The following is a 13,107-nucleotide window of genomic DNA, read 5'->3' as shown; positions in this document are numbered from 1 at the left end:
GGCCCGGCACCGGTCGATCCGGGCCGGGCCACGCCGGTGTTCACCCCCCGCGCTTGCGCTCGGCCGGCAGCCCCAGCATCTGCGGCAGCCGCTCCCCGAGAAAATCGATGAACGTGCGCAGCCGCGCCGACAACTGGTTGCGTTCGAGATAGACCGCGTAAATGTCGGCGTTCGGCAGCGTCCAGTCGGTCAGCAGCGGCACCAGCGAGCCGTCGCGCAGCCGCGCCTCGGTTTCCCATTGCGAGCGGATCGCGATGCCGTGGCCGTCGAGCGCCCACTTGAGGACGGCCGCGCCGTCGTTGCTGCTGAGTGGCCCGCGCACCTTGATGCTTTCTTCCTGGCTGCCGCGCGTGAAGTGCCAATTGCCGTAGGTCGAATCGTTTTCGCGCAGGATCAGGCAGGCGTGCTGCGCAAGCTCGCGCGGCGTGCGTGGCAGGCCGCGCCGCGCCAGATAGGCGGGCGCGGCGCAGACGAGGCGCCGGTTGCGCACCAGCCGCCGCGCGTTGATGCGCGCCTCGGGCACGTCGCCGAAGCGGATGCCGACGTCGAACGCATGTTCCTGCAGGCTCATCGGCCGGTCGGTCAGTTGCAACTGGATTTCCATCGACGGATGCCGCAACGCGAACTCCGACACGGCCGGCGCGACCCAGGTGCGCCCGAAGCCGAACGAGGCGTTCACGCGCAGCAGCCCGGCCGGCTCGGCGCGGCTGCGGCTGACCTGCTGTTCGAGTTCGGCCAGTTCGGCGAGGATGCGCGTGCCGCTGTTCACATACAGCTCGCCCTCGGTCGTCACGCTGATCTGCCGCGTGGTGCGGTTCAGCAGCCGCACGCCGAGCCGCGCCTCGATCTGCTTGAGACGCTTGCTGACCGACGGCGGCGTGACGCCCAGCTCGCGCGCGGCTGCCGTCAGGCTGCCCTGGCGCACCACCAGCTCGAACAGCGCGAGATCCGAGATCGCGTCCATTGTTTCCCTCAAGTTAATACCGGTTTGCTTTTGCCGATACCTTGGCGTTCAGGGCATCAATTAGACTACAAAAAACGCAGGAGGAACCATGTTCGACGACTTCACCCCGGTCCAGGTCGAGACCGACGGCATTCAGATCCAGGCGCTGCGCGGCGGCCACGGCCCGGCGCTGTTGCTGCTGCACGGCCACCCGCAAACCCGCGCGATCTGGCATCGCGTCGCGCCGGTGCTGGCGCGGGAGTTCACCGTGATTGCGGCCGACCTGCGCGGCTACGGCGACAGCGGCAAGCCGGCCGGGCTGCCCGATCACGCCAACTACGCGAAGCGCCGCATGGCGCAGGATCAGGTGGACCTGATGCGCGCGCTCGGCTTCGAGCGTTTCGACGTGCTGGCCCACGATCGCGGCGCGCGGGTGGCCGTGCGCATGGCGCTCGATCATCCGGACGCGGTGCGCCGGCTCGTCACGCTCGACATCGCGCCCACGCTGGCGATGTACGAGCAGACCTCGTTCGCGTTCGCGCGCGCCTATTGGCACTGGTTCTTCCTGGTGCGGCCCGCGCCGTTCCCCGAAACGCTGATCCGCGCCGATCCCGACCTGTACCTGAAGCAGACCATCGGCGCGCGCAGCGCGGGGCTCAAGCCGTTCGCGCCGGAGGCTTATGCGGAATACCTGCGTTGCCTGTCCGATCCGGCCACCGCGCACGGCATCTGTGAGGACTACCGTGCATCGATCACGATCGATCTCGATCACGACCGCGCCGATCTGGCCGCGGGCCGCAAGCTGGCCTGCCCGATGCTGGCCCTGTGGGGCGCCGACGGCGTGATCGGCCAGTGCTTCGATCCGCTCGCCGAATGGCGGCGCTGGTCCGACGCGGTGACCGGCCATGCGCTGCCGTGCGGCCACTACATCCCCGAGGAAGCGCCGGACGCGCTGCTCGACGCGGCGCTGCCGTTCCTGCGCGGCGCGGGCTGAGGCTGGCCCGTACGTTCCGTACCCCTGAATATTCACCCACGATACGAGAGGAACCGGGATGGCTATCCGGACGCTGTACCAGAAGCTCGTCGATTCGCACACCGTCGCGCCGCTCGATGCGGACAACGTGCTGCTCTACGCCGACCTGCATCTGATGAACGAATACACCAGCCCGCAGGCGTTCGCCGGGCTGGACGAGAAGGGCCGCGCGGTGCGCCGGCCCGGCCAGCAGGTGGCGGTGGTCAGTCACATCATCCCGACCCATGCCGAACGGCCGCGCCGGATCATCGACGTGGCCTCGGCCACGCAGGCCAGCAACCTCGCGCGCAACTGCGAGCGGGCCGGCATCCGCCTGTTCGGCACCGACGATCCCGACCAGGGCATCGAGCACGTGGTCGCGCCCGAGCACGGCTTCGTGCGGCCCGGCATGGTGATCCTGTGCGGCGACAGCCACACCACCACCTACGGCGCGCTCGGTGCGCTCGGCTTCGGCATCGGCACCTCGGAAGTCGAGCACGTGCTGGCCACGCAAACGCTGGTCTACCGCCTGGCGCAGACCATGCGGATCACGATCGACGGCGCGCTGCCGTACGGCACCACGGCCAAGGATCTCGTGATCTGGCTGATCGCGAAGATCGGCGCGCAGGGCGCGCGCGGCTATGCCGTCGAATTCGCCGGCAGCACGCTCGAAGGCCTCACGGCCGAGGCGCGCATGACGCTCTGCAACATGACGGTGGAGGCCGGCGCGCGCGCCGCGCTGATCGCGCCCGACGCGACCACGCTCGACTACGTGCGCCGGCATGTGGCGTTCGACGACGCGCAATGGGCCGCCGCCTGCGCCGATTGGGCCGGGCTGGCGAGCGACGCAGGCGCGCGCTTCGATGCCGAGCATCGCTTCGACGCCAGCCAGGTCGCGCCGTTCGTGACCTGGGGCACCAGCCCCGACCAGGCGATCGCGATCGACGCCGCCGTGCCGGCCGCCGAGGATCAGGCCACGCCGGCCGAGGCCGAATCCACGCGCCGCGCGCTCGACTACATCGGCCTGCAGGCCGGCGCGCCGATCGCCGGCACGCCGGTGAACCGCGTGTTCATCGGCTCGTGCACCAACGGTCGCATCGAGGATTTGCGCACGGTGGCCGCGATCGTGCGCGGCCGTCAGGTGGCCGAGGGCGTGCGCGCGATGGTGGTGCCCGGCTCGGGCCGGGTGCGCCGCCAGGCCGAGGCCGAGGGCATCGCGCGCGTGCTGACCGAGGCCGGCTTCGAATGGCGCGAGCCGGGCTGCTCGATGTGCCTCGCGATGAACGACGATTTCCTCGAGGCCGGCGAGCGCTGCGCCTCCACCACCAACCGCAATTTCGAGGGGCGGCAGGGGCGCGGCGGACGCACCCACCTGATGAGCCCCGCGATGGCCGCCGCCGCCGCGCTGACCGGCCGCCTGACCGACATCCGCACGCTGGAGCACTGACATGAGCCTGCTGACCCATCTCGAAGGCCGTGCGCTGCCGCTGCCGATCGACAACCTCGACACCGACCAGATCATGCCGAAGCAGTTCCTGCGCGGCATCGACAAGGCGGGCCTTGCGCAGGGGCTGCTGTACGACCTGCGCGTCGATGCGCAGGGCCGCCCGCGCGATGGCGCGGTGCTGAACGACCCGCGCCACGCCGGCGCGTCGATCCTGATCGGCGGTGCGAACTTCGGTTGCGGATCGAGCCGCGAACACGCGGTCTGGGGCCTGATGCAATACGGCATCACGGCCGTGATCGCGCCGAGCTTCGCCGAGATCTTCTATTCGAACGCGATGAACAACCGGCTGCTGCTGGTGGCGCTGCCGCGCGAGGTGGTCGATGCGTTGACGGCCGAGGCGCAGGCGCATCCGCAAGGCATCCTGAAGATCGATCTGGAAGCGCAGGCGGTCGCCACGCCCGGCGGCGCCGTGTATTCGTTTCCGATCGGCGCGCGCCACAAGCGCATGGTGATCGACGGCGTCGACACCATCGACCTGACGCTTCTGATGGCCGACGCGATCGACGCGTTCGAGCAACGGCATCGCGCCGCGCATCCGTGGGCGCTGATCGACGTGCCGGGCACGGCAGCGTCGGCGGCTTCGGCCGCGCCGGTTAGTTCGGTTACCTGAACACGGGCGGCCTGGCCGCCCGCACCGCGGCCGCACCCGGCCGACTTTTTTCCGCACCCCGCATCGCTCCGACCGCCCGACAACAGGGCGGCGGGGACGACGCACGCCCCTTTCTTTCCGGAGGAGACATGGCGACCCGCATCCAATCCGTTCCGCTCTGGCGGCATCTCTACTTTCAAGTGCTGGTGGCGATCGCGCTCGGCGTCGCGTTCGGCCATTTCGCGCCGTCCACGGCGGTGGCGCTGAAGCCGCTCGGCGATCTGTTCGTGCGCCTGATCCGCATGGTGATCGCGCCGGTGGTGTTCTGCGCGGTGGTGGCCGGTATCGCCAGCATGCGCGACCTGAAGGCCGTGGGCCGCGCCGGCGGCAAGGCGCTGCTGTATTTCGAGGCGATCTCCACGGTGGCGCTCGGCTTCGGGCTGCTGATGGGGCACCTGCTGCAACCGGGCGCGGGCTTCAACGTGTCGATCGCCTCGCTCGATGCGTCGGCCGTGTCCGACTACGTGTCGCGCGCCGCGCACGGCGAGGGGCTGACCGGCTTCCTGATGCACGTGGTGCCCGAAACCTTCGTGGGTGCGTTCACGCACGAGGACATCCTGCCGGTACTGCTGCTCGCGCTGCTGTGCGGCTCGGCGCTGTCGGTGCTCGGCGAGCGGGTGCAGCCGGTGGTCGATTTCGTCGACGGCGTGGCGGCCATGATGTTCCGCATCGTCGGCTTCATCGCGCGCGTCGCGCCGATCGGGGCGTTCGGCGCGATCGCGTTTACCGTCGGCAAGTTCGGGGTGGGCTCGCTGCTGCCGATGATGAAGCTGGTCGGCTGCTTCTACCTGACCGCGCTGCTGTTCGTGTTCGTCGTGCTCGGCACGGTGGCGCGGCTGGCGGGCTTCAGCATCGTGCGCTTCCTGGTGTTCATCCGCGAGGAGCTGCTGATCGTGCTCGGCACCTCCACCTCCGAAAGCGCGCTGCCGCAACTGATGCTCAAGCTCGAACAGCTCGGCTGCCAGCGCGGCGTGGTGGGGCTGGTGGTGCCCACCGGCTATTCGTTCAACCTGGACGGCACCAGCATCTACATGACGCTCACCGTGCTGTTCCTCGCGCAGGCCACCAACACGCCGCTCACGCTGACCCAGCAACTGACGCTGCTGGCGGTCACGATGCTGACCTCGAAGGGCTCCGCGGCGGTGGTGGGCGCGGGTTTCGTGACGCTGGCGGCGAGTTTGTCGGTGGTGCCCACCGTGCCGGTGGCCGCGATGGTGCTGGTGCTCGGCATCGATCGCTTCATGGCCGAATGCCGTTCGCTGACCAACCTGGTCGGCAACGGCGTGGCGACGATCGTGGTGTGCGCCTGGGAGGGCGCGCTCGATCGCGAGCGGATGCGGGCGGTGTTGAGCGGCGAGTGGCGGCCGGTTGTTCAGGACAACGAAGGCGAGGCGGGCGAGGCGGGGGCGGCGGTCGATCGCGGCGAGATGGCGGGGCAGCAGCGCTGAGGGGGCGGGCGAGGCTTCGTCACAGCGAGATACAACACGTTGATCAAGCACCTGGGCGAGGTCAACCCATGCCGGTCGGGAGCGTGTCACGCGTTGCCAACCCCGCATAATAGGCGTGGACTGCAATAACTCAGGGGGGCGCCATGCAATTCGAGACAGCAGAGAGAACCATGTGGGAGCTCGTGCAAACCTATACGGGTCGGGTCGGTTACCAGCGTGGCGCGAAATCGGAAGGCCTGTCGGCCGACCCGCCCGTCATCGACTGCTCGGGATGGACCCGATTGCTCCTTACAAAGGCAATGCAGGCAGAGAACGAAGCCGCGGGCCGCGTGGTGTTTGGTTCCGATGACCTCGAAGCCCTGCAAGTGTGGTCGGATCGAATCATTCAGGAAATCGAGACCCGGACGGGCTTTGTTCTTGAGGGAGACAAAATTACGGCGCACAGTCTTCCGCGCTGCGCCACCATCGGGCTGAAAATGGGCGCGCCTTCGTGGGCGAACAACCATCCTCGTCTTCGCGGCATCACCCACATTGTTCAGGTGGTGCGCCGCCCTGAGGATGGTGCGCCGTTTGTCTCCGAGTCGTTCTGCGGTGCCGTCTCGCAGGGCATCAGCCTGACGCCGCTGGAAGCGTGGCTCGTGCAGTCACGGCCTCATCTGCGCGCAGGTGAAATGTGGGCTGTCGATCCGTTCGGCCTGGCCGCAACGAATTGAATATCGCCCCCCGTCACCGCCCCCGCGCCAACACCTGCTCCCCCGCATCACGCGGCAGCATCACACTGTCGACGATCGCCACCGCGGCCATCGCGGCGATCAGCACGAACGCCAGATGGAAATCGGCCACGCCCGGCGTGCCCTGCGGCGTGCCGTGCAGCACGCCCGCCACCGACAGCGCCAGCGCGCCCACCGCGATTCCCATCCCCGCGTTCATTTGCTGAAGCACCGAGAACAGCGTGGTGGCGTCGCGCATCTGCGGCTGCGGCACGTCGGCGAAGCCGATCGTGTTCATCGCCGTGAATTGCATCGAACGCGTCATGCCGGTGACGAACAGCAGCAGGCAGACGAGCCAGTGCGGGGTGCTGGCGGTCAGCGTCGCGCAGGCTGCGAAACCGAGCACGATCAGCGCGCCGTTGCCGATCAGCACCGGGCGAAAGCCGAACGTGTGCATGATGCGCGTGGTGGCCGGCTTCATCGCGAGATTGCCGGCGAACAGCCACAGCAGCAGCGTGCCGGCCTCCACGGCGCTGTAGCCGAACGCCAACTGGAACATCAGCGGCAGCAGGAACGGCGCGGTGCCGATCGCAGTCCGAAACAGCGAGCCGCCGAGCGCCGTGACGCGGAACGTCGCGATCGACAGCGGCGCGAGCGCGAACAGCGGATGTCTGGCGCGCGCCAGATAGCGCGCCGACACGATCAGCAGCGCCACGCCGGCTGCCAGCATGGCGAGTGCGAGCACGCGCGAGAGATCGGCGCGGCTGGCCGCTTCCAGCCCGGCCATGAACAGCAGGAAGCCGAGGCCCGTCAGGATGAAGCCGGGCAGGTCGAACGGCGCGCGCTTCTCGTCGCCGTTGCGCACCAGCACGAGCGCGGCGGCCAGCGCCACCGCGCCGATCGGCAGGTTCAGCAGGAAGATCCACGGCCAGCTCCAGTGCATCGCGATCCAGCCGCCCACCGGCGGCCCGAGCACCGGCGCGACCAGCGCGGGCCAGGTCAGGATCGCGATGGCGCGCACGATCTGGTCCTTCGGCGTGTCGCGCAACACCACCAACCGGCCCACCGGCACCATCATCGCGCCGCCGAGGCCCTGCAGCGTGCGCGCGGCCGTGAACGCGAGCAGGTTGGTGCTGGCCGCGCACAGCAGCGAGGACAGCGTGAACACGACGATCGCCGACGCGAACACGCGCCGCGCGCCGTAGCGGTCCGCCATCCAGCCGCTGATCGGGATGAACACCGTCAGCGCCACCAGGTAGGCCGACACGCCGATCGACAGATGCGTGGCGGCGGTGCCGAACTCGCGGGCCATGGTGGGCAGCGCGGTGGCGATCACGGTGGCGTCGAGGTTTTCCATGAAGAACACGGCGGCAACGAGGAGCGCGGTGGCGGTGCGGCGGTCGAGGGACATGGAGCGCGGGGGAAGTCGGCAGGAGCGCCGAGTATACGAGACGGTGCGCGATTGCGGGGGGCTGCGCGAGCAGGCGAGGAGCAGCGACGATGGCGGCGGCCGATACGCGCGCGCGGGAAATCGGCTGTAATGGTTGATCGGTTGGCGATGCGCCGGAAACACTTGCAGACACAGGCGACACACAGGCGAGACGTGCGCGCAGACACGCGTGGCACGGACGCCAAGCGTGCGACAGCGCCCGCTTGTCTGCTGCGTCGCCAGCCACGCATCACGCGGCGGCCGTCGAAAATCGCCCGCCGCCGCCATCCTTCCGGGCATTGCATTTGCTACCCGGCCTTCATTCATCCCGCTCGAAGGAGAACCCGCCGATGGACGATTCCCGTTCCGCTTCCCCCGCCCAAGCCGACCATGCCGACCAACCCGCCGCGTCGAAGGTGCCGGCCCCCGCGCATCGCGAGGCCGCATCGCCCGCCGGCAAGCATCGCGCGCCGCCGTGCACGTTGGTGATCTTCGGCGCCGGCGGCGACCTGACCAGCCGCCTGCTGATGCCCGCGCTCTACAACCTCGCAGTGGATGGCCTGCTCGATGACGGCACGAAGATCCTCGGCGTCAATCACGGCGAGCGCGAAACCGCCGCCTGGCGCGACGACCTGCACGACGCGCTCGTCAAGCTCGCGGCCGACAAGGCCAGCACCTTCCACGCGGGCAAGCTCGACGACACCGCCTGGAACTGGGTCGCGCAGCGCTTGCAGTACATGGCCGGCGATTTCGAGGACGCGGCCGCCTACCAGCGGCTCGCCAAGCAGCTTGGCGACAAGCAGGGCAACGTGGTGTTCTACCTCGCCGTGAGCGGGCGCTTCTTCAAGCCGATCGTCGAGCAGCTCGGCAAGGCGGGCTTGCTCGAGGAGCGCGGCGGCGCGAACGGGTCGTTCCGCCGGATCGTCATCGAAAAGCCGTTCGGCAGCGATCTGGCCTCGGCGCGCGACCTGAACCAGCATCTGCTGGACGTGGCGAAGGAATCGCAGATCTACCGGATCGACCATTTTCTCGGCAAGGAAACCGTGCAGAGCATCATGGCCGTGCGCTTCGCCAACGCGCTGTTCGAGCCGATCTGGCGGCGCGAGTACATCGACAGCGTGCAGATCACGGCGTCGGAGGTGATCGGCGTGGAGCGGCGCGGCAACTTCTACGAGCAGACCGGCGCGTTCCGCGACATGGTGCCGAACCACCTGTTCCAGTTGCTCGGCATGGTGGCGATGGAGCCGCCGAACTCGTTCGAGGCCGAGGCCGTGCGCGACAAGAAGGCCGATATTTTCGAGGCGCTGAAGCCGCTCGCGCCCGCCGACGTGGTGTTCGGCCAGTACGCGGCCGGCCCCGGCGGCGTGGCCTATTGCGACGAGCCGGACGTCGCGAAGGACAGCCGCACCGAAACCTACGCGGCCGCGCGCGTGCAGATCGACAACTGGCGCTGGGCCGGCGTGCCGTTCTACCTGCGCACCGGCAAGCGGCTGGCCGAGCGGCGCACCGAAATCTCGGTGCAGCTCAAGCCGGTGCCGTTCCGGCTGTTCCGCGACACGCCGATCGATGCGCTCACACCGAACGTGCTGACGCTGCGCATCGACCCGTCGCACGGCACGAGCTTCGATTTCAACGTCAAGACGCCGGGGCCGGCCATGCAGGTGGGGCCGGTGCGCTCGTCGTTCGACTACGATGCGTTCTTTCCGCAGCGCGCCAACGTGGGCTACGAAACGCTGCTGTACGACTGCCTGCTCGGCGACGAGACGCTGTTCCAGCGCGCCGACGCCATCGAGGACACCTGGGCGGCGGTGGAGGGCGTGCTGCATCCCGAAGGCGGCGAGACGATCCCGGTGCACGATTACCCGGCGGGCAGCGAAGGGCCGGCCGAGGCCGATGCGCTGCTGGCGCGCGACGGCCGGGCCTGGCGCCCGCTCGTGGAGGCGGAGCCGGCCGCGGCCGGGAGCGCGGGGCAGGCCAAGGCACCCGATGCCCCCGACGCACCTCACGCACCTCACGCACCTCACGCCCCCGCGCGCGGCGAAAAATCCTGAGGAACGCGAACGATCCGGCCGGCGGCGCAGCCCGCCGCCTCTACCGACAACACGAGACAAACACCATGAAACCCAGCAAGAAGCCGAGCACCAAGCCCCACGCCACGCACGAGCACAGCGAGGCGATCCTGGCGATCGACATCGGCGGCAGCGGCCTGAAGGCCGCGATCGTCGATGCGGACGGCACGATGCGCACCGAGCGCGTGCGCGTGAGCACGCCGCATCCGTGCCCGCCGAAGCGGATGGTCGAGACGCTGCACGAACTGGTCAAGCCGTTGCTCGCGCAACATCCGGCCTCGCGCATGTCGATCGGCTTTCCCGGCTTCGTGCGCGACAACCATGTGCTGACCGCGCCGAACATCGGCCCGAAGGGCTGGAACGACGTGCCGCTGGCCGAGATGCTCGGCCAGCGCCTCGGCATCCCGGAGGTACGCATGATCAACGACGCGGAAATGCAGGGCTTCGCCGCGATCGAGGGGCATGGCCTCGAATTCGTGCTGACGCTCGGCACCGGGGCCGGCACCGCGCTGTTCCGCGACGGCGAGCTGATGCCGCATCTCGAACTCGCGCATCACCCGGTCAGCAAGAAATATACGTACGACGAATATATCGGCGACGCCGCGCGCCGCTCGGCGGGCACCAAGCGCTGGAACACGCGCGTCGAGAAGGTGCTCGGCATTCTCGAATCGCTGGTGCACTACGATCGGCTGTGGATCGGCGGCGGCAATGCCGAGCGTCTCACGTTCAAGCTGCCGCCGAACGTGGCGACCGTGTCGAACGAGAACGGCATCGAGGGCGGGGCGCGGCTCTGGCATCCGCTCTCGATGCGCGAGGCGCGCCAGCGGCCCGAAGTGGATTGAGGCGCACGGCGCCCAAAAAGGAAACCGGCCGCATCGAACTGCATGCGGCCGGCTGCTGCGAGAGGCACGGGCACGGGCGCGCTCACGGCGCGCCGGCCTGCCGTGGCTTACTGCCCCGAGGTGGCGGCCTTCTTCTCGGCGTTCTGCAGATCCTGCGGATAGTTCGGATCGTTCGCCGCCGGCTTGTAGCCGTTCGCTTCCAGTTTCTTCAGTTCGGCGGAGTTCTTGGCGCGGGCCGCCTTGCGCTCGGCCTTGTGCTGCGCACGGGCGGCCTTGCGCTTCTGGGCCTTGGTCGGCGCGCTGGCGGCATCCGGCGCGGCGGCACCGGGGTCGGCCGGGGGCGTTTGGGCGAGTGCGAGACCGGACAGGCCCAGCGACAGGGACAACGTCAGCGCGGCAAGAGACAGCTTGCGGGAAGTACGCATATCGACTTTCTCCTGAATCAACGAAGTGAGCGGCGCCCGCAACGTGTGGCGGGCGCCGTGCCTGCTCGCGGGAATGCGGGCGGACTGACGCAATGTAGCAGGGTGTCGCGAGGGTTGCACTTAACGCCGCGTTTTGCCTCACATTTGCTTCGGTCAGCTATCGATATGACGTTTCGCGCGTTGCGTGGACTTTTCGGTCTGCTCGGTACGTCAGGGCCGATTCCATCCGGAATGGCGCGATGCTCGCATTGAGCGCCCGCGGCCAATAAAAACCGGCCGCATCGAACGGCATGCGGCCGGCTGCTGCGAGAGGCATGGGCACGGGCGCGCTCGCGGCGTGCCGGCCGGTGCGGCTTACTGCCCCGAGGTGGCGGCTTTCTTCTCGGCGTTCTGCAGATCTTGCGGATAGTTCGGATCTTTCGCCGCCGGCTGGTAGCCGGTCGCTTCCAGTTTCTTCAGCTCCGCGATTTTCTTGTCGTGAGCTGCCTTCAAATCGGTGATTTTCTTGTCGTGGGTTGCTTTCAGATCAGCGATTTTGTTGTCGTTGGTTGCCTTCAGATCGGCGACCTTCTTGTCGTGGGCTGCTTTCAGATCGGCCTTGCGCTGCGCGACGGCGGCTTGGCGCTCGGCCTTGCGCTGTGCGTGGGCCGCCTTGATCGACTGGATAGGCGTCAACCTGATGGCGGCAGCCGGCGCGGCGGCTGCTGGATCGGCGGCGGGCGTTTGGGCGAACGCGAGGCCGGACAGGCCCAGCGACAGGGACAACGTCAACGCGGCAAGAGACAGCTTGCGGGTGGTACGCATATCGACTTCCTTCTTAAATCAACGAAGTGGGTGGCGCACGCAACGTGTGGCGGACGCCGTGTCCGGGCGCGAGGATGCCGCGGACCGACCCAATGTAACAGGCCGTCGCCCGAATTGCGCTTAATGCCACATTTTGCCGCACATTGACTTGTGTCGATGATCGATACGACGTTTTGCGCGTTGGGCTGTCTCCCCGGTTTGCTCAGTACGCCAGGGCCGATTCCATCCGGAACTGCGCGATGCTCGCATTGAGCTGGCGGCCCTGATCCTCCAGCGCCGTCGAGGCCGCGGCCGCTTCCTCGACCAGCGCGGCGTTCTGCTGCGTGACCTGATCCATCTGCGTGATCGCCTGGTTGACCTGCTCGATGCCGCGGCTCTGTTCCTCGGACGCGGCGGCGATCTCGCCGACGATATCGGTGACGTGGCCCACCGCCTGCGTCACGTCCGACATGGTGGCGCCGGCCTCGTTGGCGAGCCTGGCGGCGTCGCCGATCTGCTGGACCGAGGTGCTGATCAGATCCTTGATCTCCTTGGCCGCGCTCGACGAGCGTTGCGCGAGGCTGCGCACTTCGTTGGCGACCACCGCGAAGCCGCGGCCCTGATCGCCGGCGCGCGCGGCTTCCACGGCCGCGTTCAGCGCGAGGATGTTGGTCTGGAACGCGATGCCCTCGATCATGCCGGTGATGTCGGCGATCTTCGTGGAGTTGGTGCTGATCTCGCCCATCGTCACGACCACGCGGCCCACCACGGCGCTGCCCTTGGTCGCCACGTCCGACGCGTTGGCCGACAGCATGTTGGCCTGGCGCGCGCTGTCGGCGTTCTGCTTCACCGTGGCCGTCAGTTGCTCCATGCTCGACGCAGTTTCTTGCAGCGAGGCCGCCTGCTGCTCGGTGCGCGACGACAGATCGGTATTGCCTGCCGCGATCTGGCCGGAGCCGGTGGCGATGTTGTCGGCGGCGCTGCGCACGCCGCTCAGCAGCGTGACGAGGCTGCGCTGCATCTCGCTCATCGAGGCCAGCACGCTGCCGGCCGGCGCGGTGTCGCCGCCCGGCACCGGGCTCAGGTCGCCGGCCGCCACGCGGTGCGTGACTTCGGCCAGGTCGGTCGGCTCCGCGCCGAGCGAGCGCATCAGGCGGCGCGTGATCATCAGGCCGGCGAGCGTGGCCAGCACGATCGAGGCCAGGCAGATCGCGATCAGCAGGTTGCGCTGTCTCGCGAAATTATCTTCGGCATCCTGAATGAGCTGGGCCTCACGCGCATGCGCGGCGC

12 protein-coding genes are annotated in these 13,107 nt (G+C 68.5%); 7 read left to right on the top strand and 5 right to left on the bottom strand.

What is annotated here, in order from left to right:
• Window positions 1-40 precede the first annotated feature (40 nt).
• Window positions 41-964 (bottom strand): LysR family transcriptional regulator, encoded by a 924-nt coding sequence (locus tag ACYP33_RS33245; RefSeq protein WP_414441791.1) that lies wholly within the window; start codon window positions 962-964, stop codon window positions 41-43.
• Between the two features lie 88 nt (window positions 965-1,052).
• Between ACYP33_RS33245 and ACYP33_RS33240 the strand changes: the two genes are divergently transcribed.
• From ACYP33_RS33240 to ACYP33_RS33220, 5 genes are all read left to right on the top strand, one after another.
• On the top strand, window positions 1,053-1,937 hold the full coding sequence (locus ACYP33_RS33240) for an alpha/beta fold hydrolase (RefSeq protein ID WP_414441792.1): 885 nt from the start codon (window positions 1,053-1,055) through the stop codon (window positions 1,935-1,937).
• Window positions 1,938-1,995: 58 nt separating this feature from the next.
• On the top strand, window positions 1,996-3,402 hold the full coding sequence (gene leuC, locus ACYP33_RS33235; RefSeq protein WP_414447747.1) for a 3-isopropylmalate dehydratase large subunit: 1,407 nt from the start codon (window positions 1,996-1,998) through the stop codon (window positions 3,400-3,402).
• A 1-nt stretch (window position 3,403) separates the two neighbouring features.
• The gene (gene leuD / locus ACYP33_RS33230) at window positions 3,404-4,072 is read left to right on the top strand and encodes a 3-isopropylmalate dehydratase small subunit (RefSeq protein ID WP_459625377.1); all 669 of its coding nucleotides are present in this window, start codon (window positions 3,404-3,406) and stop codon (window positions 4,070-4,072) included.
• 128 nt (window positions 4,073-4,200) lie between these two features.
• Window positions 4,201-5,559: a C4-dicarboxylate transporter DctA gene (gene dctA, locus ACYP33_RS33225; protein ID WP_414447745.1), complete on the top strand. Its 1,359-nt coding sequence runs from the start codon at window positions 4,201-4,203 to the stop codon at window positions 5,557-5,559.
• 170 nt (window positions 5,560-5,729) lie between these two features.
• Window positions 5,730-6,272 carry a hypothetical protein gene (locus tag ACYP33_RS33220; RefSeq protein ID WP_459625376.1) on the top strand — a complete coding sequence of 181 codons (543 nt, stop codon included), beginning with the start codon at window positions 5,730-5,732 and terminating at the stop codon, window positions 6,270-6,272.
• 13 nt (window positions 6,273-6,285) lie between these two features.
• Here the strand turns inward: ACYP33_RS33220 and ACYP33_RS33215 are convergent, their stop codons facing one another.
• The gene (locus tag ACYP33_RS33215) at window positions 6,286-7,680 is read right to left on the bottom strand and encodes an MFS transporter (RefSeq protein WP_459625375.1); all 1,395 of its coding nucleotides are present in this window, start codon (window positions 7,678-7,680) and stop codon (window positions 6,286-6,288) included.
• A 368-nt stretch (window positions 7,681-8,048) separates the two neighbouring features.
• Here ACYP33_RS33215 and zwf point away from each other — a divergent pair, with 368 nt between their 5' ends.
• Together zwf and ACYP33_RS33205 are read left to right on the top strand one after the other, a co-directional pair.
• Entirely contained in the window at window positions 8,049-9,749 is a 1,701-nt protein-coding gene (gene zwf, locus ACYP33_RS33210; protein ID WP_459625374.1) for a glucose-6-phosphate dehydrogenase, read from the top strand.
• A gap of 65 nt (window positions 9,750-9,814) precedes the next feature.
• Window positions 9,815-10,609 carry an ROK family protein gene (locus tag ACYP33_RS33205; protein WP_459625373.1) on the top strand — a complete coding sequence of 265 codons (795 nt, stop codon included), beginning with the start codon at window positions 9,815-9,817 and terminating at the stop codon, window positions 10,607-10,609.
• Between the two features lie 107 nt (window positions 10,610-10,716).
• Here the strand turns inward: ACYP33_RS33205 and ACYP33_RS33200 are convergent, their stop codons facing one another.
• The 3 genes from ACYP33_RS33200 to ACYP33_RS33190 form a co-directional block, all read right to left on the bottom strand.
• On the bottom strand, window positions 10,717-11,034 hold the full coding sequence (locus ACYP33_RS33200) for a DUF4148 domain-containing protein (RefSeq protein WP_414441801.1): 318 nt from the start codon (window positions 11,032-11,034) through the stop codon (window positions 10,717-10,719).
• Window positions 11,035-11,388: 354 nt separating this feature from the next.
• A complete protein-coding gene (locus ACYP33_RS33195) occupies window positions 11,389-11,691 on the bottom strand; it encodes a DUF4148 domain-containing protein (protein WP_459625482.1) in 303 nt (100 codons plus the stop codon).
• A 349-nt stretch (window positions 11,692-12,040) separates the two neighbouring features.
• A partial coding sequence (locus ACYP33_RS33190) for a methyl-accepting chemotaxis protein (RefSeq protein ID WP_459625372.1) occupies window positions 12,041-13,107 on the bottom strand: 1,067 nt, incomplete at its 5' end.

This window comes from Burkholderia sp. 3C, assembly GCF_054589155.1.
Note: the sequence above shows the minus strand (reverse complement) of the source record. Positions and strands in the feature narration are given on the sequence as shown.

Excerpts from the sequence above, each read along its gene's own strand:
- ACYP33_RS33200 (WP_414441801.1), bottom strand. The coding sequence starts at position 11,034 with ATGCGTACTTCCCGCAAGCTGTCTCTTGCCGCGCTGACGTTGTCCCTG.
- ACYP33_RS33240 (WP_414441792.1), top strand. The coding sequence starts at position 1,053 with ATGTTCGACGACTTCACCCCGGTCCAGGTCGAGACCGACGGCATTCAG.
- ACYP33_RS33220 (WP_459625376.1), top strand. The coding sequence starts at position 5,730 with ATGTGGGAGCTCGTGCAAACCTATACGGGTCGGGTCGGTTACCAGCGT.
- zwf (WP_459625374.1), top strand. The coding sequence starts at position 8,049 with ATGGACGATTCCCGTTCCGCTTCCCCCGCCCAAGCCGACCATGCCGAC.
- ACYP33_RS33245 (WP_414441791.1), bottom strand. The coding sequence starts at position 964 with ATGGACGCGATCTCGGATCTCGCGCTGTTCGAGCTGGTGGTGCGCCAG.
- ACYP33_RS33215 (WP_459625375.1), bottom strand. The coding sequence starts at position 7,680 with ATGTCCCTCGACCGCCGCACCGCCACCGCGCTCCTCGTTGCCGCCGTG.
- ACYP33_RS33205 (WP_459625373.1), top strand. The coding sequence starts at position 9,815 with ATGAAACCCAGCAAGAAGCCGAGCACCAAGCCCCACGCCACGCACGAG.
- leuD (WP_459625377.1), top strand. The coding sequence starts at position 3,404 with ATGAGCCTGCTGACCCATCTCGAAGGCCGTGCGCTGCCGCTGCCGATC.
- dctA (WP_414447745.1), top strand. The coding sequence starts at position 4,201 with ATGGCGACCCGCATCCAATCCGTTCCGCTCTGGCGGCATCTCTACTTT.
- leuC (WP_414447747.1), top strand. The coding sequence starts at position 1,996 with ATGGCTATCCGGACGCTGTACCAGAAGCTCGTCGATTCGCACACCGTC.